Annotated in this window: 19 protein-coding genes and 2 pseudogenes; 13 read left to right on the top strand and 8 right to left on the bottom strand. The window is 56.2% G+C overall.

The features are described from left to right. The first annotated feature begins 40 nt into the window (after positions 1–40). The 7 genes and pseudogenes from AACY49_RS26890 to AACY49_RS26860 all read left to right on the top strand — a co-directional run bounded on the left by AACY49_RS26890 (position 41) and on the right by AACY49_RS26860 (position 6,186). Entirely contained in the window at positions 41–1,795 is a 1,755-nt protein-coding gene (locus tag AACY49_RS26890) for a T6SS phospholipase effector Tle1-like catalytic domain-containing protein (RefSeq protein ID WP_339527371.1), read from the top strand. After that, complete coding sequence (locus AACY49_RS26885) at positions 1,788–2,438, top strand: DUF2931 family protein (protein ID WP_258695934.1); 651 nt, start codon at positions 1,788–1,790, stop codon at positions 2,436–2,438. Before AACY49_RS26890 ends, AACY49_RS26885 begins: the two co-directional genes overlap by 8 nt. Positions 2,439–2,459: 21 nt before the next feature. Then, positions 2,460–3,110, top strand: a complete 651-nt coding sequence (locus AACY49_RS26880) for a DUF2931 family protein (protein WP_339527370.1) — start codon at positions 2,460–2,462, stop codon at positions 3,108–3,110. A 21-nt stretch (positions 3,111–3,131) separates the two neighbouring features. Continuing rightward, positions 3,132–3,782 (top strand): DUF2931 family protein, encoded by a 651-nt coding sequence (locus AACY49_RS26875; protein WP_258695936.1) that lies wholly within the window; start codon positions 3,132–3,134, stop codon positions 3,780–3,782. A 286-nt stretch (positions 3,783–4,068) separates the two neighbouring features. Then, a pseudogene (locus AACY49_RS26870) lies at positions 4,069–4,632 on the top strand (PoNe immunity protein domain-containing protein); the annotation flags it as partial. 40 nt (positions 4,633–4,672) lie between these two features. Beyond that, positions 4,673–5,332 (top strand): hypothetical protein, encoded by a 660-nt coding sequence (locus AACY49_RS26865; protein WP_339527369.1) that lies wholly within the window; start codon positions 4,673–4,675, stop codon positions 5,330–5,332. A 62-nt stretch (positions 5,333–5,394) separates the two neighbouring features. Then, on the top strand, positions 5,395–6,186 hold the full coding sequence (locus AACY49_RS26860; RefSeq protein ID WP_258695939.1) for a PoNi-like cognate immunity protein: 792 nt from the start codon (positions 5,395–5,397) through the stop codon (positions 6,184–6,186). Between the two features lie 44 nt (positions 6,187–6,230). Here AACY49_RS26860 and AACY49_RS26855 read toward each other — a convergent pair whose 3' ends face one another. Next, a complete protein-coding gene (locus tag AACY49_RS26855; RefSeq protein ID WP_339527368.1) occupies positions 6,231–6,527 on the bottom strand; it encodes a hypothetical protein in 297 nt (98 codons plus the stop codon). Positions 6,528–6,880: 353 nt separating this feature from the next. Here AACY49_RS26855 and AACY49_RS26850 point away from each other — a divergent pair, with 353 nt between their 5' ends. The 3 genes from AACY49_RS26850 to AACY49_RS26840 all read left to right on the top strand — a co-directional run bounded on the left by AACY49_RS26850 (position 6,881) and on the right by AACY49_RS26840 (position 8,321). Then, positions 6,881–7,414: a hypothetical protein gene (locus AACY49_RS26850; RefSeq protein WP_339527367.1), complete on the top strand. Its 534-nt coding sequence runs from the start codon at positions 6,881–6,883 to the stop codon at positions 7,412–7,414. A gap of 149 nt (positions 7,415–7,563) precedes the next feature. Beyond that, entirely contained in the window at positions 7,564–7,833 is a 270-nt protein-coding gene (locus AACY49_RS26845) for a DUF2790 domain-containing protein (RefSeq protein WP_339527366.1), read from the top strand. An 89-nt stretch (positions 7,834–7,922) separates the two neighbouring features. Further along, positions 7,923–8,321 (top strand): hypothetical protein, encoded by a 399-nt coding sequence (locus AACY49_RS26840; protein ID WP_339527365.1) that lies wholly within the window; start codon positions 7,923–7,925, stop codon positions 8,319–8,321. Here the strand turns inward: AACY49_RS26840 and AACY49_RS26835 are convergent. From AACY49_RS26835 to AACY49_RS26820, 4 genes and pseudogenes are all read right to left on the bottom strand, one after another. After that, positions 8,318–8,587 (bottom strand): DUF1652 domain-containing protein, encoded by a 270-nt coding sequence (locus tag AACY49_RS26835; RefSeq protein WP_258695944.1) that lies wholly within the window; start codon positions 8,585–8,587, stop codon positions 8,318–8,320. The two genes, AACY49_RS26840 and AACY49_RS26835, sit on opposite strands and share 4 nt — an antisense overlap. 526 nt (positions 8,588–9,113) lie before the next feature. Next, positions 9,114–10,109, bottom strand: a pseudogene (gene ilvA / locus AACY49_RS26830) (threonine ammonia-lyase, biosynthetic); the annotation flags it as partial. A gap of 263 nt (positions 10,110–10,372) precedes the next feature. After that, a complete protein-coding gene (locus AACY49_RS26825; protein ID WP_320390721.1) occupies positions 10,373–11,296 on the bottom strand; it encodes a magnesium transporter CorA family protein in 924 nt (307 codons plus the stop codon). A 7-nt stretch (positions 11,297–11,303) separates the two neighbouring features. After that, positions 11,304–12,782 (bottom strand): RimK family protein, encoded by a 1,479-nt coding sequence (locus AACY49_RS26820; RefSeq protein WP_339527363.1) that lies wholly within the window; start codon positions 12,780–12,782, stop codon positions 11,304–11,306. Between the two features lie 200 nt (positions 12,783–12,982). Here AACY49_RS26820 and AACY49_RS26815 point away from each other — a divergent pair, with 200 nt between their 5' ends. Then, positions 12,983–14,080 (top strand): peptidase C39 family protein, encoded by a 1,098-nt coding sequence (locus AACY49_RS26815; protein ID WP_339527362.1) that lies wholly within the window; start codon positions 12,983–12,985, stop codon positions 14,078–14,080. Positions 14,081–14,187: 107 nt separating this feature from the next. Here AACY49_RS26815 and AACY49_RS26810 read toward each other — a convergent pair whose 3' ends face one another. Together AACY49_RS26810 and AACY49_RS26805 are read right to left on the bottom strand one after the other, a co-directional pair. Next, on the bottom strand, positions 14,188–15,339 hold the full coding sequence (locus AACY49_RS26810; RefSeq protein WP_339527361.1) for a PQQ-dependent sugar dehydrogenase: 1,152 nt from the start codon (positions 15,337–15,339) through the stop codon (positions 14,188–14,190). Positions 15,340–15,390: 51 nt separating this feature from the next. Next, positions 15,391–15,750 carry a hypothetical protein gene (locus AACY49_RS26805; RefSeq protein WP_320390724.1) on the bottom strand — a complete coding sequence of 120 codons (360 nt, stop codon included), beginning with the start codon at positions 15,748–15,750 and terminating at the stop codon, positions 15,391–15,393. Between the two features lie 214 nt (positions 15,751–15,964). On the opposite strand from AACY49_RS26805, the gene ku reads away from it, so the two are divergent. Further along, a complete protein-coding gene (ku, locus tag AACY49_RS26800; RefSeq protein WP_320390725.1) occupies positions 15,965–16,825 on the top strand; it encodes a non-homologous end joining protein Ku in 861 nt (286 codons plus the stop codon). A gap of 146 nt (positions 16,826–16,971) precedes the next feature. Here the strand turns inward: ku and lpxO are convergent, their stop codons facing one another. Next, complete coding sequence (gene lpxO, locus AACY49_RS26795; protein ID WP_339527360.1) at positions 16,972–17,871, bottom strand: lipid A hydroxylase LpxO; 900 nt, start codon at positions 17,869–17,871, stop codon at positions 16,972–16,974. A gap of 437 nt (positions 17,872–18,308) precedes the next feature. On the opposite strand from lpxO, the gene AACY49_RS26790 reads away from it, so the two are divergent. Further along, positions 18,309–19,898: an ABC-F family ATPase gene (locus AACY49_RS26790; RefSeq protein ID WP_258695952.1), complete on the top strand. Its 1,590-nt coding sequence runs from the start codon at positions 18,309–18,311 to the stop codon at positions 19,896–19,898. Positions 19,899–19,944 lie beyond the last annotated feature (46 nt).

Raw genomic sequence — 19,944 nt, 5'->3', positions numbered from 1 at the left:
GTAGAGATAGACTTTTTCGACTTTAGCATCGGGTCGCATCATGGCGGGCTGGCTCCTGAGGGAATCGGGAGCACAGCATCCGGGATCAGCTAAGCGCTTTGAATGTGGGGTTCATGGAGCGCTTACGGTTGATGCGGGTGGGGTGACGATTAGTGGGGCTGAGGTGAAGGTGAATTCTGGTGGCGCTCCTGGCGCGGGTACGGGAATCCAGATTCTCGCTCCGATTATCCCGGGAGCGGCCGCAGCCGCTATTTCGGGGCAACTGTTGAGCACCCCACCGGTTGGAAAACTCAACGCCACCGCCGATTCGACACCACCTGCGGTGGAAGAAGAGCTTGAAGAAGAGGAAGAAGAAGTCGAGGTGGAAGACATCACCTTGCGGGTTGGGGTGTTCTTCGATGGGACGGGCAACAACCGTAGCAACAGCGAACGTGTCTATGGCTGTTTTGCCCCAGACGTTAACTTGCAGGAAATGGCGGAAGATATTCGCAAGTACTGCGCATCTTACGGATACGACGGCAAGGGGAGTTCCCCGGACAACAGCTACGGGAATGACGTCAGCAATGTGGCCAGGCTGTATGACCTTTACATAAACCAAGTGGATGAAGCACTGCCCGTCGATGCGGAAATGGCGAGCTTGTCAATTTATGTGGATGGGATCGGCACTAGCAGCACTGGGGAAGATTCCGTTTTTTCGCAAGGTACAGGCATGGGGGCGCAGGGGGTCAGGACTCGGGTTGAAGAAAGTCCAGCGAAGCTTGTTGAAGCGATCACAACTTTCCAGGACAACAATCCGGATAAACGGGTGAAAAAGATCGAGTTCGACATTTTCGGCTTTAGTCGTGGTGCTGCAGCCGCACGGGACTTTGCCAACGAAGTACTTAAGGGTGAAAAAAGTATTCTCGCCAAGGCGCTACCTGCTGGCTCTCCGGCATTAACCGATACTTTTAAATGGCAAGTCCAAGCAGATGTCTCGATCAATTTTATCGGTATCTACGACACGGTCGCGGCCATCGCGAATCCCCTGGTTGGAGATTTCTCCGGTCATAACGCTAGGAACCCCGGGCTCAACATCTTTCTGGCTCCTGATGTCGCCAAAAAAGTCGTCCATCTGGTCGCCCGAAATGAGCGGCGTTACAACTTTTCCCTGAACAGTGCCGGAGCGGCCGATATTGTCCTGCCTGGCGTGCATTCCGACTTGGGTGGTGGCTATTTACCGAAAGCCACGGAACGCGTACTAGTCAGCAAACCGCGAAGAAGCGACGTTGCACTCCCAACCCCGCTCACCGAAGCCAACAGCTACAAGCTTGCCCAACAGGACTTGCGACGGCTTCTAGACCAAATGGCCCAATACAACCTTCCTCTAGAGCTGAGAACGTGGGAAGTCCCATTCACCAGCCAGGACAAGAACGATCGAACCCGGAAAAAACATGTGTATGCGGCGGTGAGTAGCCAGCGCGAGGTTCGTAGCGATCTGTCTTTGATCTACTTACGTATCATGCGTGAGCTCGCTGTAGAAAATGGCGTGCCATTTGGCGAGATTGACGAGGAGGAACCGAGACTCGCACTGCCTAGCGAACTCGTTCCAATCTCTAAAAAGCTTATGGCCTACGCATTGGGTAAAAGCCCTACAACTGGGTTGAGTTCGCAGGAGGAAGAGCTACTTTTCCAACGCTATGTTCATCTGTCCGACAATTGGAATGCCGCCAAGAATTTGAACAATAGCGATCTAGACGTGGTCTTCATCAACCGCCCTACCGACAACTCTCTGCGCGTGGTGCATCCTAATGAGTAAATATTTACGTATATTCATCGTCGCGTTCTTACTCAGTGGCTGCACACTCGCCAACAGCGAATCCTTGCCTTATGACGCGTGGCGCTTGGGTTTTTCGGCCCCCAATTACATGGAGGTCTGGATCGAAACAGCTGATGTGGTGGATGTCCAAGGACAGGTCTATCGACGTGCCATGAGTGGCAACTCTGCAATACAAACACCTCCCAACAACTCTGGAGATCCCAAAGGCTGGCCTGAAAGACCAGGTTGGGGTAAGGGTAAATACGTGACGGGAGCGGATCTGCCGAAAAAGATCTATGTCCGCTGGCAATCACTGGTCGAGCCGCAAACCTACAAGATGGCTATCGATATACCCGAGTCAACTAGGGAAATCATGCGTAAGGGTGAAAAAACTTACTGTGCTGCCACCGGAAAATGGATGACGGGCTATCGCAAAGCGATCGTTGTAGGCCTTGCCCCCGGCGGCATTGCCAAAGTCTGGGTACTCGGCCCTTGTCTGACGCCAATCGAAGTCACGCGAGTACAAGCCGAGGTTGATCCACGTGGGCCATATGAAGGGGAATCTGGAGGTCATCACCGTCCCCTTTCGGCAATTTCAAAAGCCTATATCGAAAAGTTTGGCGTGCCGTATGGCTCTTGGTAGCAGCAGTGCCCGACATTCCAGATGAGTAACTTCCTGCGTATCGCCGTCGTTGCGCTCTTGCTCGGTGGCTGCTCGCTCGTTGATAGTCGCTCTTTGCCCTATGACGCATGGCGCTTGGGTTTTTCGGCCCCCAATTACATGGAGGTCTGGATCGAAACAGCTGATGTGGTGGATGTCCAAGGACAGGTCTATCGACGTGCCATGAGTGGCAACTCTGCAATACAAACACCTCCCAACAACTCTGGAGATCCCAAAGGCTGGCCTGAAAGACCAGGCTGGGGTAAGGGTAAGTACGTGACGGGAGTGGATCTGCCGAAAAAGATCTATGTCCGCTGGCAATCACTAGTCGAGCCGCAAACTTACCAGGTGGCTATCGACATACCCGAGTCGACCAGGGAGCTCATGCGCAAAAAAGAAAAAGTTTTTTGCGCTTTTGATGGCAAATGGATAACAGACTACCGTGAAGCGTTAGTCGTGGGCCTTGCTCCTGGTGGCATTGCCAAAGTCTGGGTACTCGGTCCCTGCCTGCCGCCAATCGAAGTCACACGTGTAAAAGCCGAGATTGATCCACGCGGCCCTTACGAAGGTCAGTCAGGGGGCGAGTACGACACGCTCTCCGACATATCCAAAGCCTATGTCAAAAAATTTGGTGTGCCATATGGCTCTTGGTAGCAGAAGTGTTCGACATGCCTAATGAGTAACTTTCTACGTATCGCTATCGCCGCAATCTTGCTGAGCGGTTGTACTGTCGCCAGCAGCCAGTCAATACCCTACAAGTCCTGGGACCTGGGGTTCTCGGCCCCCGACTACATGGAGGTTTGGATCGAAACAGCCGATGTCGTCGATATTCAGGAACAGGTGTATCCACGTGCGGTGAGTGGCGTCGCGTCAATGCAAGCGCCTCCTAACAACGCTGGCGATCCACGAGGCTGGCCAAAAAAAATAGCCATCGGCGGTGGCAAGCGTGTGACAGGGGCCGACTTGCCCAAACAGATCTATGTCCGTTGGCAGTCGCTGGCCGAACCGCAAACCTATCTGATGGTGATTAAAATCCCCGAGACGACTCGGGAGCTCATGCGCAAGGGTGAAAAAGCTTTCTGCGCTGCCGATGGCAAATGGATCACCGGATATCGTCAGTCAATCGGTATAAGGCTGATTCCCGGAGGTATTGCCAGAGTCTGGGTAGGCGGTCCTTGTATGACATCCATTGAAGTGACGACGGTAAAAGCCGTGATTGATCCGCGTGGCCCGTATGAAGGTAAATCTGGAGGTCACTACCGGCCCCTTTCAGCGGTTTCCAAAGCCTATGTCGAGAAGTTTGGCGTGCCGTATGGCTCCTGGTAGCGAGAGTGTTCGGCACTCCTAATGAGTAATTTCCTACGTATCGCCATAGTCGCGTTTTTGCTCAGCGGTTGCTCACTCGTTGATAGCCGCTCTTTGCCGTATGACGCATGGCGCCCGGGTTTCTCGGCACCCAATTACATAGAAGTCTGGATCGAAACAGCTGACGTCATAGATATTAAAGGCCAGGTCTATCGACGAGCCATGAGCGGCGTCTCTGCGATACAAACACCTCCCAACAACTCTGGTGACCCCAAAGGCTGGCCTGAAAGACCTGGCTGGGGTAAGGATTCCGCTGCTTGAGGATCTAATAGAAAAATACGAAACATGGCAAAACAAATTGGCCATCTATGAGCAGGCGCCCAAAATATCTCCACTCGCAATAGATGAGTGGTCGGATCAGTATGAAGAATGCGTACAAGTCATAGGATTATGCATCCTGCTACATCGAAAAGACCTTCTTGGTCGATTTGTAAAACTCATAGACAATGCCGGCTATGCAGCCGATGACACGTTATATGAGGATTTACTTTGCAAGGTACTACCTGATCGACATGATATAGATCAATGGTATCACGACGTCTATTCGCCGTTAGTGCAGGCCATCTATGCAAAGACGAAAGAAGATGCCACCGGTTATCTTGAAACATATTGCAGCGAATGGTACGACGCATTTACACAGGCACCATGGCATGACACCCATTTACAGGGAGAAGGTGGCAGCTATGTTGGGTATTGGGCTATAGAAGCGGGTGCAATAGCGTTTTTATACGACATCGACGACAGCAAAATCGATCACATGGTTTACCCCAAAGACCTGGTTGAATATGCCAGGAGCCGCGCAAACACGTAAACTCTACCCTCTTCAAGAAACGGATTTCGGATTCAACGCCATGGAATTGCAATTCACCATTACTCCCGAGCACACCGAGATCAGGATCGGCGAGCTGCTGGAGCGCGAAATGCTCAAGCATGATCAACAGCAGGCCCGACTGTTGAGCTATGTCGCACGCTTGCAGGATCGTTTGCTCGCGCCCCTGCTGTTTGTCCTGTGCCTGGCCGGCGGCATGCTGGCGATCTATTTCCCCGAGCGTCCGCTCACCCCCCAGAAGATTATTTCGATGGTGCTGTACGGAGTGATCTTTATGGTGGTCTGGTGGTTCTTCTCAGGTCGACTGCTACGCCGCCTGCAAGCACGTCTCGCCGCCAGTCATGCCAAGCCACGCACGACTTTTCGCATCACGAACCGGCACCTCATCGAAATCAAATTGCGCAATAACCTCAGGGCCGCTGAAGGTGCTTATCGGCTGCTGTTCGACGATGAGGGCTTTAGCCTGATCAATACCAAAGGCAGAGGCGCCAAAGGCGAGTTGGCCTGGGGAAAGATCGTGCGCCTCATGGAGACGCCCGACTTCTACTCCGTGGCTTCTGCCGAACTGGATCGTAAGGGCAAGTTTTATCACATCCCCAAACACAGCGATGTCATGGACGCGGACCAGTATCAGAAAGGCTTGAAGCTGTTTTTAAGCCGGGTACCCGATTCGGTCATTTGACGGTTGGCAGGTCTTGAACGTTGGGCCAGCAAATAAATCTCTGCCTTTTAAAAGTCGCCGCCATGAACAAACGACAAAAATTCTTTAGTGAATATCAGTACAACAAGTTTTTGAAAGAACATGACGATGTGATTGAGTTTTTCAAGACAAACACCTTTCAGTCTGACTCACCCGAAGAAGAGGCGACACTTCGCTCAATGCATTTCAAGCAGTTGGCACTGGACAGGCTTTTAGCCGCTTACACGGCAGGTGAGGAAATCGTCTCTCTCATTCCTTTGCTTGAAGATCTCATAGAAAAATACGAAACCAAACAAGCCAGGCTGGCGGAGTACCAGCGCAGTCCTGACATATCGCCGCTCGCGATAAGCGATTGGCCCCACGAATTTGAAGAATGCGTACAAGTCATAGGCTTCTGCGTTCTGCTGCATCGCATTGATTTACTTCAACGCTTTGTATTGCTGATCGACCGTGCAGGCTATGCTGGCGACGATACGCTCTATGAAGATCTGCTGATCAAGGTGTTGCCGAACAGACACGATGTGGACCAATGGTTTCACGCGGTCTACTCACCTTTGATTCGGGCCATTTATGCAGACAGTAGAGAGGACGCTGCCCATTATCTTAAAAAATACTGCACGCAATGGTATTCCGCATTCAAACAGGCGCCTTGGCATGACACTCACTTACAGGGAGAGGATGGGAACTACGTCGGTTACTGGGCGGTAGAAGCAGGAGCTATCGCATTTCTATATGACATCGACGACAGCAAAATCGATCACAGGGTTTATCCCAAAGATCTCGTTGAATATGCCCGACACCAAAAAGCCTCGAATGCATCGCCCTCGGGCATTTAGCTTCAAAGCCTGCCCCACAGGAAGCAGGCATGTTCCAATAGGCGTCAAGCAGGCGCTTTCCAGCACAACATCTGCTGCTGCGCAACCTGCAACAGATCGCAACCGTCCTGCGTCAACAGATACAGCGCATGGGTAATGTGCGGAATGTCCTGCACATCACAGTTCTTGAAACACTGGCAATGAAGCGTTTCCAGCAAATTACTGGAAGCACGAATCCGCTGTAGAGCGGCTTCGTGAATGTCTTGGGGATTGGCCTGGGTGTCGATGACCATGGGGCTTGAATCGGTAACGCTGCTTTTGATTGAGCGATAGCGATCGGGAAATGGATTTATCGTTGGCATAGTAATTAATCGCCAGCACCGTGACCAAACGTGGAGCCGGCTGTGCACAGGCCTGGTCAACCGCTAACACCCAAACGGCTCGCTCGAAAGCGTCCTGCACACAGCCACCATTGCAACGCACTACGAGACGTAGAAGTCCGCAGAGCGAATGATGCACAGATATGTGCAGTGTTAGTCAGGTGACCAACCTGTTCGCTGATTTTGCAGCGACGCCAAACAGTAACCGCTGGAAACCAGCCGGCGAAAGACGACAACACGCCCGAGCCTGTAGGAACGGGACGAAGCTTTCTTAGGATTTATTACGACTCACGGGCAGTAATGTAGGACCCGACAACCGAAGGGATTCACCCCGAATGCAAACACCATGGACGTACGCCATCGCGGCCCTGCTAGCCGCCCCGGCCTATGCACAACCGCTCCAGACCATCCTCACCTGCCCTTTAGCCGACAGCACACACGTCTCGCTGCTGGCTGAATCGGATGTGGAAGGACAACGTTTGTTCATAGAACTCGACGGAAAAACCCAAATCGCTTTTACCGACATGCCCCAATCCGACTTCATCGGCCGGATTGTTCTGGCAAAGTGTGCTGCCTCCAGTTTGATTTTCGCCCTCGAATACGGCTCGCCGTATATGAAAGGCGTGGTTCTGCGCAAGAACCCAGTCAGCCACACGGTCGAGCGAATCGATTTTGCCGAGAAGGCGCTGCCGCGCTGGCTGTATCTTGGACGAGAGCAGATCCGGCTGGTCATTCCTAATATCGGGTATGAAGTGTCGGCGAAGTTTCTGGCCTATGACTATGTCGCTGGAAAGGGTCAGCTGGAAGGACCCGCTGGTATAGAGACGCCTCCAGATCGACGTGGATTCAAGGTTGTGCGCCTCAAATAGCAACACCCATTAGCCCGCTACTTAACCTTCGATTAACCCCACAGTCCAAGGCTTTACTGGACCGCACGCCCTCAGCCCCGTCTGACGCCCAGTGCGGCAGTTTCGACGCTCTTCCGTCGAGCTGACTTCCTCTGCACTGGAGACTCATCATGAACACGCGAACACTACTGATCACCACCGCCCTCGCCTGCACCGCGTTCGCCGGTTTCGCTCAGGCCAACGATACATCGTCGTCCCAGGCCGTGCCCTATCGCTACGGCATGCCGCTGCACGTGGGCAAGGTCATTTCCATGACCGAACCGTCGACGCTGGACTGCAAAGTGGTCACGGCTGATATGAAGTACGTCGACAGCACCTCGGGCAAGCCTGCGGAAATCACCTATCGAAAAATGTCTGACGCGTGCAGTTATCAGAACTGACAGAAGGTTCTGATTCGGCACTGTGTGGTAGGCCTGCGAGGAATCTGACGCTATGCTCTGGCGTTCTCTCACTGCCGCAAGGATTCGCCATGCAGTTCTCGTTTCGCACGCTGTCGACGTTCACCGCCGCGCTTTGTTTTCTGCTGGCGCTGGTCTGGGGTTTGATGCCGCAAGGGTTGCTGGCGATCTGGAGTATCGAGTATTCGTCCGCAGCGGGCTTTGTGGCCAGGCGCAGTGCGGTGCTGTTCGGCGCGTTGGGTGTGATGTTTTATCTCGTGCGGCAGACACCGCCCTCGGCGGCGAGAAGCGCCATGTGCAGCGGCTTTATGGTGGGCTGTTTCGGTTTGGCAGCGCTGGGCTTCGGCGAATGGCTCAATGGTCATGCCGGGCCGGGTATTTTGCTGGCGATCCTGGTGGAGTTGGCGCTGGGTCTGGGGTTTATCCAGACCCGGCGCGTGTCGGTCGAACTGGGTGAAACGGCCGTTTAATGGGCTTTTGACGTTGGGTGCAACAGCTGGCTGTGCGTATTGTGCTCAAGGTCGGTGCGTAACTCGGCGATCAGATTATTGATTTCCCGACACCCGTTGAGGCGATGGGCGTCTATGCCGGTGACGCACAGGTCGAGATGGTCAGTCTCGCCGTCCGAAAACACTTTGACGGTCATCGACAGGTCCGGCGACAGCGTGCATTGGCAGCGTTTCGGAAGAAAACTGCTTTCAACGATATTGCGTAGTTCCAAGGCAGAAAGAAACATGGCCACCCTCTCGGTAATGTGAGATTGCCAATCAAAAATCAATGTCGGTCGGAGCTCAGATCGCCCGTTCTTTTTTGTTCCGTGTGGGTCTCATCGTTCCAACGTCCGACCGTTTTCTTGTTTCAGCGCTGACTCAATAAGCATGGCGGTCAGCTCAAGACAGCTTCAGCATAAAACATGCCCAGAATTTCGCTCTGCACCTCGTCGGCGAATCAAGGATTGGCGAGGATGGCTATAAAGCGACTCGTGCAAAATGCAAGAAAGGACTGTTTCCAAACCTGCATTTTGCATACACCCCGATGTCGGGTCTGCATTGACTGAGGACGGCAGTAAGCATGCGGTCCACTCATCCAGTATCCGCTGACTCCACACACACGCAAGGCCCCATAATGGGTGCTTTGCCCCATAACACGACCGCCGGGCTGATAGTTGCTCTACGTGCCCAAGGACGTCGAAGTGAGCCTTTTTTTGCGTCCACTGCCAGCCTGCCCCTGGCGCCTGGGCCTCCTCACGCCAGGGCGCCGTTCAACGCGGCACGCTCGGCCACATGCCGCAAGCTGTCGAAATTGATATTCGCGCCGGAGTCGATGGCCACCAGGGTCTGCCCCCGTGCGCCGGTGCGTGCCACGTACTGCTTGATCCCGGCCACGGCCAAGGCGCCGGAAGGTTCGGTGATCGAGCGCGTATCGTCGTAGATGTTCTTGATCGCGGCGCAGAGTTCGTCATTGCTGACGGTCAGCACTTCATCGACGCAAAACTGGCAGACCTCGAAACCATGGGCGCCGATCTGAGCGACGGCCACGCCATCGGCGAAGGTGCCGACGGTTGGCAGCACAACTCGCTCGCCGGCCTGTAAGGCCGCCTGCAAACAGGCGGAATGTTCCGACTCGACGCCGATGATGCGCACTTCAGGGCGCAGGTATTTGATGTACGCGGCGATACCGGCGATCAAGCCGCCCCCGCCCACCGGAATGAAGATCGCGTCCAGCGGCCCTTGGTGCTGGCGCAGGATTTCCATGGCGACGGTGCCCTGCCCCGCGATCACGTCCGGGTCGTCGAAGGGCGAGACAAAGGTGCGGCCGGTTGTCCGTGCCAGGTCCAGCGCATATTCCAGGGCAAACGGAAAACTCTCGCCATGCAACACCGCATCGGCTCCCCGACTGCGGACACCCAGCACCTTCAATTCCGGCGTTGTGCAGGGCATGACAATGGTTGCGGCAATCCCTAACTCGCGGGCCGCCAACGCTACGCCTTGGGCATGATTGCCCGCCGATGCGGTGATCACGCCACGGGCCTTCTGTTCATCGCTCAGGTGCACCAGCTTGTTGTAGGCGCCACGGATCTTGAAGGAAAACGTCGGCTGCAAGTCTTCGCGCTTGAGCAGGATCTGATTGCCCAACGCCTCGGACAAGGCCGGTGCCGCTTGCAACGGCGTGCGCACGGCGAGTTCGTACACCGGCGCGGCGAGGATTTTTTTCACGTAGTGCTCTAGCAAGCGCTGCTGGGCGGGGGTGCTGCTCATGGTCGTCTCCTGACTTTGATCGGAGCCCCAGAGACAGAAAGTAAAAACCCGCCTCTAGGGCGGGTTGGGTGCTGCAGTCGTGAGCTAGCCCGCCAAATAAGGAATGGCGGTAATAATGCTTGGCTGGCAGCGCAATACGGTGGAAGTCATGGCTGGAAATTAGCCGGACGCTGATGGCAAGTCAATGGCCAATTTTCGAAGAAGCCCTGTTGCTGAGACTCAGATCTGATCCGGACACGATGGTGATTTTGGGATAGCCACCATCACTTCGCCAGGCGCTTGAGGCCAATCACCATCACCCCTGCCCCGAGCATCATCGCCGTCAGAAACAACGGATAAGAAATCCACCACGGCGTGCCGGCGGTCATCATGCTGAATTCGGACATGCCGCCAATACTCGCAATCAGGTTCAACGGCAAAAACACCACGTTGATCAGGGTCAGTTTGCGCAGCAGGTTGTTCATGCTGTTGTTCATCAAGTTGCCCCGGGCGTCGATCAGCCCGGAGAACACCGTGGAGTAGATTTCCGCCTGCTTGTAGCACTGGTTGTTTTCGATGATCAGGTCGTCGATCAAACCAATGGCTTCAGCGCTGAAGTGTTCCTTCGCCGCATGATTACGCAGCCGGGTCAGGACCGCGCCGTTGCTGTGAATGGCGTTGATGTAATAGATCAGGCTTTCGCTGAGGTTGAACATCTGGATCAGGTGCTGGTTCTGCATCGAGGCGTTGAATTTTTGCTGCAACTCCCGGGCAACCATCTTGATCACCTTGAGGTGGCCCAGATAGTGATGAATGTTGTTGAACAGCAGGTCGAGCAACACATCCAGTGGCGTCTTCAGTGACTGCCGCGTGCCGAGGCCGCTGAGCGGCGAGTCGTCGGTGGCGATCACCAGCAGACGCCCCGGGGAAAACAGCAAGCCGCAGGACGACACTTCGAATGCCAGGCTGCCGCCACCGGAGTAGTTTTCCGGACGCTTCCAGATCAGGAACAGGTTGTCGGGGTGGAACTCGATGCGCGACACCTCATCGGGGTCCAGGGCGGAGGCCAGGGCGTGTTCATCGAGCTTGAAATGGCTGTGCAACAAGTCCCGCTCCGCCGCATCGGGGTTACTGAACAGCACCACCTCGGCGTCCAGCCGTTCGACCGCTTGCAGCGCGCCGTGGCTCAGTTCAAAGCTCTTGATCATCGGCCGCTCACCAGGCCTGGCCGCGGCGTTTGAGCTCCAGCCGACGGACAAACTCTTCCAGCACCAAGGAATACAAATCGTCCTGCAAGTAGGCGTCTTCGATGCCGGCGTCCATGTTCGGGTTGTCGTTGACTTCGATCACTACCACTTTGTCGCCGGACTGTTTGAGGTCGACGCCGTAGAGGCCGTCGCCGATGAGATTCGCGGTTTTCACCGCCAGCTCAACCACCGCTCGCGGCGCTTCGTGAACCGCCAGGGTGCGGCATTCGCCGTTGATGTCCTGGCCTTTGGCCTTGTGGTTGTAGATCTGCCAATGGCCCTTGGACATGAAGTACTGGCAGGCAAAGATCGGTTTGCGGTTGAGCACGCCAATGCGCCAGTCGTATTCGGTGTAGAAGAACTCCTGAGCCAGCAGCAACACCGAGTGCTCGAACAGTTCGGCAGTCGCCTCGAGCAAGGCTTGCTGGCTTTCGACCTTGATGACGCCCTTTGAGAAACAACCGTCGGGGATCTTCAGCACCAGTGGAAACCCCAGACGCTCGCCTACCCGCTCGAAATCTTCCGGTCGTTCCTTGTAGAGGATTTCAGTGGCGGGCATGCCCAACTGATGGCTTTTGAGCAAATCAGTCAGATAAACCTTGTTGGTGCAGCGCAGGATCGACGTCGGGTCATCCATCACCACCAAACCCTCGCTCTCGGCTTTTTTGGCGAATCGGTAGGTGTGGTTGTCGACGCTCGTTGTCTCGCGGATCAGGAGCCCGTCGTATTCGGCGATTCGGGCGTAGTCCTTGCGCTCAATCAGCTCAACGTCGATGCCTAGCGTCTTGCCGACCCTGACGAAGTTGTCCAAAGCCTTGGGATTGGAGGGCGGCAATGCTTCTTGCGGATCGTGCAGAATGGCCAGGTCATAACGGGCCAATCGCCTGGAACGCGGCATGCGCCAGATCTTGCGACTAAAACTGTCGAGCGCATTAGCGAACTGATCTTCCTGATCGTCACGCAACTTATGCAAGGCGCCAAACTTTACACCTTCGATATGCCAACCGTTAGTTCGTCGAAACTCAACTAGCAATATCGGACAAGGAAAAACCTCAAACAACTGTCGAGCCAGATCCTGTAATGGCTCGATAGAGGTTTTGCCGAAGTACAGTGTCAGGGTAAACCCTTCGGTATCGCTGTAAAGGTGATTGCTTAGAGCCTTTTCCAGGGTTTTATCCAGATCATCCAGGGCCAGGCCATACAGGGATTTTCGGGTCAGTTCGCTGATGGTCCGCACCGACGGAATAACTTTGTGCCCCCGCGCTTCGGCCAGCAGCGAGCAGTAATAGCCGTGCCCGAGGTACTTGTAGCTGCGGCACAGGTTGATCACCTGAACCCGCTTGCCCTGCTCGTTGTCGCGGGTCTGTTCGAGGTATTCCTGGGCGGTGACGATGTCTTCGCTGGGGAAGTAGGAGGCCCAGTCTTCCTTGCGTTCGACGATGATCATCAACTGGCTGGAAGTTCTGATCGAGGTATTTAAATAGTTTGCAGAAGTTATTGCCGTGGGCAACGTTTGCTCAGATACTTCGCGCCAATGACCTTGTACCGCTGACATAGTGATTGATCCATTGAAGAACAAGACCTTTCCTATTAAGCACGAACTTTTTCGAAAGTCTCGTTTCGTTACGCAACTTTTACGGCGGCCATATGAACCCTGTTTTTCGCTTGGCGGTAGTTGAAGACATACCGGCACTGCTGGCACTCGAACAGCAATGTTTCACCACCGACCGGCTCAACAGTCGCAGTTTTCAATGGATGATCACTCGGGCTCACGGGCAATTGCTGGTGGCCCAACGGGGCGAGCAATTGCTGGGTTATGCGGTGGTGCTGTTTCACCGGGGCACGTCACTGGCGCGTCTGTATTCGATTGCGATTGGCCTTGATGCTCGCGGCAACGGACTGGGCAAGCAATTGCTCGAACGTGTCGAGGCCTGCGCCATTGAACATGACTGCGCCTACCTGCGCTTGGAAGTGCGCATCGACAATCCGGCGGCGATTGCTCTGTATGAGCGCAACGGCTACCGGCGTTTCGCGCTGATTCACGACTATTACCAGGACCATGCCGACGCGCTACGCCTGGAAAAACGTATCCTCCAGCACCGCGATTCACGCAACATCAAGGTGCCTTACTACCCGCAGACCACCGAGTTCACTTGTGGCCCGGCCTGCTTGCTGATGGCCATGGGCGCGCTGCAAGACGATCGAGCGCTGGAGCGTGGCGAAGAACTGCAAATCTGGCGCGAAGCGACCACGGTGTTCATGACGTCCGGCCACGGTGGTTGCAGCCCCCAAGGCCTGGCGTTGGCGGCATGGCGACGAGGATTTCGGGTGCGTCTGCAACTGAGCATGGCCGGCCCGCTGTTTCTCGACGGTGTGCGCGATGCGCATAAAAAAGACGTAATGCGCCTGGTACACGAGGCGTTCACAGCGCAGTTGCAAGCCACCGACGTGGAGCGAATGATCGGCGGACCACTGGATCTGCCACGGTTGCTGCACGATGGCGGACAGCCGCTGGTACTGATCAGCAGCTATCGCCTGACCCGCTCCAAGGCGCCGCACTGGGTGATCGTCACCGATTGCGATGAAGAGTTCGTCTACCTGCACGATCCGGATGTGGATCACAGCCAGCATCGTCAGCCGATGGACTGCCAACACTTGCCGGTCAGCCATGGGGAATTCGACAAAATGTGCAGTTTCGGACGAGGCAAGCTGCGGGCTGCGGTGATTCTCTACCGGCGTGAGTAAACCTGTGGCGAGGGAGCTTGCTCCCGTTCGAGTGCGAAGCAGTCGATTGCATGGGGGGCGCTTCGCACCCCAGCGGGAGCAAGCTCCCTCGCCACAGGTTATGCGTTTTACTTCAGGCCAACCTTGTACAGCCCCCCGTCATCTTCATCGGTCAATACATACAGATACCCATCCGGCCCCTGCCGCACATCGCGAATCCGTCTGTTGAGCTCACCGAGCAACCGCTCTTCGTGAACAATTTTGTCGCCGTCGAACTGCAGGCGGATCAGTTCCTGGTTCACCAGTGCACCGATAAACACGTTGTGCTGCCAGGCCTTGAAGCGATTGCTGTCGTAGAAGGCCATGCCGCTGAGGCCAGGGGATTTTGCCCAGACATGGTGTGGGCCCACGGTGCCTTCGTAGGTCTCGCCCTTGGCCTCCGGGATCGGCAGGCCGGAATAGTTGATGCCATGGGTTGCTATCGGCCAGCCGTAGTTCTTGCCTCGTTCGATAATGTTGATTTCGTCGCCGCCCCGGGGGCCGTGCTCGTTTTCCCAGAGTGTGCCGCTCCAGGGGTTGAGCGCCGCGCCTTGCGGGTTGCGATGGCCGTAGGACCAGATTTCCGGGCGCACGCCTTTTTGCCCGACGAAGGGGTTGTCCTTCGGCACCTTGCCGTCCGGATAGAGCCGCACGACCTTGCCTTGCAGTTTGTCGAGGTCCTGCGCCGTGGGCCGGTCGTTATTCTCGCCCAGGGTGATGAACAGATAACCGTCGCGGTCGAACACCAGCCGCGAGCCGAAGTGATTGCCGACCGAGAGTTTTGGCGCCTGACGGAAGATCACGTTGAAATCCTTGATGGCCGTCAGGTCTTCCGACAACCGTCCGCGACCGACCGCCGTGCCGGCCTTGTCGCCCTCACCGCCCCCTTCGGCGTAAGACAGATAGACCATGCGGTCTTGCTTGAAGTCGGGCGACAACACCACATCGAGCAAACCGCCCTGCCCCTTGGCCCAGACCTGAGGCACGCCGCTGAGCGGGGCCGAGCGTTTGCCGTCGGCGCCGACCACCCGCAGGTTGCCGGGCCGTTCGGTCACCAGCATCCCTTGGCGGTCGGGCAGAAACGCCAGGGCCCAGGGGTGTTCCAGCCCCTCAACGATCGGCGTGACCTCAAGGGTGCCCTGCTCGCTTTTCAAAACCAGGGGCGGCGCCCCGTAAACGGGCGCCATGGCTGTAAACAACACGCTGGTACAGAAGGTGGCCAAGAGGGTCTTACGCAACATGCACGATTCCTTTTGTCGTCAAAATGGCGGGCAAGACCTCTGCCCTGCCGTTCAACGGTTGCTGGTGTCTGCGTCCCGATGAGGCGGGTTGGGAATGAATTTCGGTGGGCTGGCCGGCGCCGGTCGATCCTGCGGATAGCGATTGCCGATACCGCCGTTATCGAGGGTTGGCGGCCGTGGCACAGGCGCCGTGTTCGGCCCGCGGATCACCGGGATGCCGGGTTGCGTGCCTTGCATGCTGTTGGGATTGGCCCGGCGGATCGGGCTGTTGTAAGGATTGTTGTTGGCGCCGCCCGGCAGGTTCTGGGCCAGCAGCAACGGCGAGGACGGCGCTGCGGTGTTTGCCAGCGCCAAATGACTCAGCACGCCACTCAATGCCAGCGCAATGACACCGAACACACATCGGTTCATGGAGACCTCTCAAAATGAGCGTGCGACGCTTCATGGATGAATAGAGCCACGCTACGCCTGGGGTTCGGATTTGTTAACCAAAACCTCTTCCAGAAGATGTAACACGAGTTGACCGCACCGCCGATCCGCCCGCAGCACCGGACCGCAACCGACTGAAACTTTTGCCCTTGGCCACAGGTCACCTGAACATCAATCCACTGACGAGAGCACGGCGATGGCACGGGCAATCTGGAAAGGCGCGATCAGTTTCGGTCTGGTGCACATCCCCGTGGCGCTGGTCTCGGCAACGTCTTCCCACGGGATCGATTTCAACTGGCTCGACAGCCGCAGCATGGAGCCGGTGGGCTACAAGCGCATCAACAAAGTCACCGGCAAGGACGTCACCCAAGCGCACATCGTCAAAGGGGTCGAGTACGAAAAGGGCCGTTACGTGGTGCTCAGCGAAGAGGAGATTCGCTCGGCCCATCCACTGTCGACCCAGACCATCGACATTTTTGCCTTTGTCGACAGCGAACAGATCCCCCTGCAGAACATCGACACGCCCTACTATCTGACGCCAGATAAACGCGGCGGCAAGGTCTATGCGCTGTTGCGCGAGACCCTCAGCCAAACCGACAAGGTCGCCCTGGCCCGCGTTGTGTTGCATACCCGCCAGCACTTGGCGGCGCTGATGCCATTGGAATCGGCCATGGTCCTGGTATTGCTGCGCTGGCCCGCCGAGGTTCGCAGCCTGGCTCAACTGGAACTGGGCAGTGACGTGACCAGGCCGGATCTGGCCAAAGGTGAACTGGAGATGGCCAAACGGCTGGTGGAGGACATGAGCGCCGACTGGACGCCTGAGGAGTACCGCGACAGCTTCGAAGACAAGATCATGGCGCTGGTCGAGAAGAAGGCGAATGAAGGCCAGATCGAAGATGTTGAAACGGCGACGGGTGAAGAGGCGCGTAAAACGGCGGATGTGATTGATCTGACCGAACTGCTCAAACGCAGCCTTGGCGGTAAGGGCACCGGTAAAACGGCCAGTAAAGCCAAAACGACCACAGACAAAAAAGCCACGAAGCATTCTCGTGGCTGACCGGTCACTGAAATATCCATCGTTATGCGGTGAGAATACTGGCCTCTTCGCGAGCAGGCTCGCTCCCACATTGGTTCTGTGAACGACATAGATCGACGGTGGGAGCGAGCCTGCTCGCGATGGCGTTATGCGCCGCAACACAAAACTCAGATCAGAATAAAAATCGCCAGCACCCCACCAAAAATCGCCCACTTCTCAAGGTAGTAACGGGTGCGGTTACGCTTTTTGAGCGCTTTGCCCCGCAGGCGAACCTTGTAGATTCTGGTGAACAAGCGGTTGATGGCACCGGTCTTGTCGCCCGCATCGTTCGGCGCGCCCGCGGCCGCCATCACCGTACGGCTGAACCAACGGTTGAACGCCGTCGCCCAGCGATACTTCATCGGCCGTTCGACATCGCAGAACAGGATGATGCGGTTCTGCCCGGTGGTGTTTTCAGCGTAATGAATGAACGTCTCATCGAACATCACCGCTTCGCCGTCGCGCCAATGGTAGTTCTCACCATCGACGTTAATGTAGCAACCGGCATCGTTCGGCGTTTCCAGCCCCAGGTGATAACGGTACGAACCGGCATACGGATCGCGGTGCCGGACCAGTTTGGAACCCGGTGGCAACTCGGCGAACATCGCCGCCTTGATCGAGCCAATGCTTTGCACCAGTTCAGTGGTGCGCGGGCAAAGCTTGGCGGCCGACGGGTGACTGTCGCCGTACCACTTTAGATAAAAACGCTTCCAGCCACTTTTGAAAAACGAGTTGAAACCAACGTCGTCGTATTGATTCGAACGCTTGATCTCCCCGGCCTTGAGCAAATTCCGGCCTTCGGCGCGAATTTCTTCCCAATGAGCCTGCAAAGGGCTCAGGTCGGGAAAGTCCGCCGGATCGAGATAAGGTTTGCTGGGAATTTTCGAGAACAGATATAGGACGCAATTGATCGGCGCCAGAAACGTCGAATGGTCGCTCAGTTGGCGACCCAGCTTATGGCGTACCCGACCGCGCAGATGGACATAGGCGATGGATAAAACATAAATAGCGGCAATGATAAGTTTCACGGAAGTCGTCACACGTTAGAGGTGAACAAACTGCGTCCCGATGGCGCGTTCTTGAGCCATGCCGACCGTCGGCATGGGTACGAAAGATGGCATTCTAGCCACAGTTTGTAACCAATAGTTAACCTTCAACTGTGAAAATGTGTCCACTGATGCCGCCAAAACGCCCGTGCGGCCTTAACGCCCTATCGTTTAAAGAGCCAGACCAGTACAATCGCCGCCAAACATTACGCGCCCCCCTTGGTTGATGACGGGATAAACCCCGCCTCAGCGCACTTCGACTCGGGCCAAGCGCTCCACATGCTGCTGTCCACTTATTGCCAGATGGACCTTCCGCTTCTGACCGGGATGTATTTCCCGTGGTCGGCATTGTCGGAAACGGGTACTGAATCGGTACTGCCGCAACCCTAGCTACTCTGAATGCTCCGCAGGATAAACCTTTGATTTCTACAGCTAACATCACGATGCAGTTCGGCGCCAAGCCGCTATTCGAAAACGTTTCGGTCAAATTCGGCGCGGGCAACCGCTACGGTCTGATCGGCGCCAACGGTTGCGGCAAGTCGACTTTCATGAAAATCCTCGGTGGCGACCTCGAGCCGTCCGGCGGCCAGGTCATGCTCGAGCCGAACGTGCGTCTGGGTAAATTGCGCCAGGACCAGTTCGCCTACGAAGAATTCACCGTGATCGACACCGTGATCATGGGCCACGAAGAGCTGTGGAAGGTCAAGGCCGAGCGCGACCGCATCTACTCGCTGCCGGAAATGACCGAAGAAGACGGCATGGCCGTGGCCGAGCTGGAAACCGAATTCGCCGAAATGGACGGCTACACCGCCGAATCCCGTGCCGGCGAGTTGTTGCTGGGCCTGGGTATCGGCATCGAGCAGCACTTCGGCCCGATGAGCGAAGTGTCGCCGGGCTGGAAACTGCGCGTGTTGCTGGCGCAGGCGCTGTTCTCCGATCCTGAAGTGCTGTTGCTCGACGAACCGACCAACCACTTGGACATCAACACCATCCGTTGGCTGGAAAACGTGCTGACCCAGCGCTCCAGCCTGATGATCATCATCTCCCACGACCGTCACTTCCTGAACAGCGTGTGCACCCACATGGCTGACCTGGATTACGGCGAACTGCGCCTGTTCCCGGGCAACTACGACGAGTACATGACCGTGGCGACCCAGTCCCGCGAGCAACTGCTGTCGGACAACGCCAAGAAGAAAGCGCAAATCTCGGAACTGCAATCGTTCGTCAGCCGCTTCTCGGCCAACGCCTCGAAAGCCAAGCAGGCCACTTCCCGCGCCAAGGCGATCGACAAGATCCAACTGGCCGAGGTCAAGCCTTCGAGCCGTGTGAGCCCGTTCATCCGTTTCGAACAAACCAAGAAGCTGCACCGTCAAGCGGTCATCGTCGAGCGCATGGCCAAAGGTTTCGACGGCAAGCCGCTGTTCAAGGACTTCAGCTTCCAGGTTGAAGCTGGCGAGCGCGTGGCGATCATCGGCCCGAACGGTATCGGTAAAACCACCCTGCTGCGCACTCTGGTCAATGAACTGACCCCGGACGCCGGCACCGTGAAATGGACCGACGCCGCAGAATTGGGCTACTACGCCCAGGACCATGCTCACGACTTCGAAGACGACTGCAACCTGTTCGACTGGATGGGCCAATGGACCCAGGGCGGCGAGCAACTGGTTCGCGGCACCCTCGGCCGCATGCTGTTCTCCAACGATGAGATCCTCAAGTCGGTCAAGGTCATCTCCGGTGGTGAGCAAGGTCGCATGCTGTTCGGCAAGCTGATCCTGCAAAAGCCGAACGTGCTGGTGATGGACGAACCGACCAACCACTTGGACATGGAATCCATCGAGGCGCTGAACCTGGCGCTGGAGAACTACCCGGGCACGCTGATCTTCGTCAGCCACGACCGTGAGTTCGTATCGTCCCTGGCCACCCGCATCATCGAGTTGAGCGCCGATGGCGTGATCGACTTCAGCGGCACCTATGACGACTACCTGCGTAGTCAGGGTGTGTTGATGTAAGGCGGCTTCTGGCTGCAAGTAAAAAGCCCTGTCCTGGTGACAGGGC

It is taken from the genome of Pseudomonas sp. EL_65y_Pfl2_R96, from assembly GCF_963970905.1.
GTDB lineage: Bacteria > Pseudomonadota > Gammaproteobacteria > Pseudomonadales > Pseudomonadaceae > Aquipseudomonas.
This window is presented reverse-complemented; position numbering and strand designations above follow the sequence as displayed.

What these genes read in the sequence shown, in the direction of transcription:
- AACY49_RS26835 (WP_258695944.1), bottom strand. Translation starts at nt 8,587, where the DNA reads ATGTTTCTTTCTGCCTTGGAACTACGCAATATCGTTGAAAGCAGTTTT.
- AACY49_RS26810 (WP_339527361.1), bottom strand. Translation starts at nt 15,339, where the DNA reads ATGTTGCGTAAGACCCTCTTGGCCACCTTCTGTACCAGCGTGTTGTTT.
- AACY49_RS26865 (WP_339527369.1), top strand. Translation starts at nt 4,673, where the DNA reads ATGGAATTGCAATTCACCATTACTCCCGAGCACACCGAGATCAGGATC.
- ku (WP_320390725.1), top strand. Translation starts at nt 15,965, where the DNA reads ATGGCACGGGCAATCTGGAAAGGCGCGATCAGTTTCGGTCTGGTGCAC.
- AACY49_RS26860 (WP_258695939.1), top strand. Translation starts at nt 5,395, where the DNA reads ATGAACAAACGACAAAAATTCTTTAGTGAATATCAGTACAACAAGTTT.
- AACY49_RS26805 (WP_320390724.1), bottom strand. Translation starts at nt 15,750, where the DNA reads ATGAACCGATGTGTGTTCGGTGTCATTGCGCTGGCATTGAGTGGCGTG.
- AACY49_RS26820 (WP_339527363.1), bottom strand. Translation starts at nt 12,782, where the DNA reads ATGATCATCGTCGAACGCAAGGAAGACTGGGCCTCCTACTTCCCCAGC.
- AACY49_RS26845 (WP_339527366.1), top strand. Translation starts at nt 7,564, where the DNA reads ATGAACACGCGAACACTACTGATCACCACCGCCCTCGCCTGCACCGCG.
- AACY49_RS26885 (WP_258695934.1), top strand. Translation starts at nt 1,788, where the DNA reads ATGAGTAAATATTTACGTATATTCATCGTCGCGTTCTTACTCAGTGGC.
- AACY49_RS26890 (WP_339527371.1), top strand. Translation starts at nt 41, where the DNA reads ATGGCGGGCTGGCTCCTGAGGGAATCGGGAGCACAGCATCCGGGATCA.
- AACY49_RS26815 (WP_339527362.1), top strand. Translation starts at nt 12,983, where the DNA reads ATGAACCCTGTTTTTCGCTTGGCGGTAGTTGAAGACATACCGGCACTG.
- AACY49_RS26825 (WP_320390721.1), bottom strand. Translation starts at nt 11,296, where the DNA reads ATGATCAAGAGCTTTGAACTGAGCCACGGCGCGCTGCAAGCGGTCGAA.
- AACY49_RS26840 (WP_339527365.1), top strand. Translation starts at nt 7,923, where the DNA reads ATGCAGTTCTCGTTTCGCACGCTGTCGACGTTCACCGCCGCGCTTTGT.
- AACY49_RS26875 (WP_258695936.1), top strand. Translation starts at nt 3,132, where the DNA reads ATGAGTAACTTTCTACGTATCGCTATCGCCGCAATCTTGCTGAGCGGT.
- AACY49_RS26850 (WP_339527367.1), top strand. Translation starts at nt 6,881, where the DNA reads ATGCAAACACCATGGACGTACGCCATCGCGGCCCTGCTAGCCGCCCCG.
- AACY49_RS26880 (WP_339527370.1), top strand. Translation starts at nt 2,460, where the DNA reads ATGAGTAACTTCCTGCGTATCGCCGTCGTTGCGCTCTTGCTCGGTGGC.
- AACY49_RS26855 (WP_339527368.1), bottom strand. Translation starts at nt 6,527, where the DNA reads ATGCCAACGATAAATCCATTTCCCGATCGCTATCGCTCAATCAAAAGC.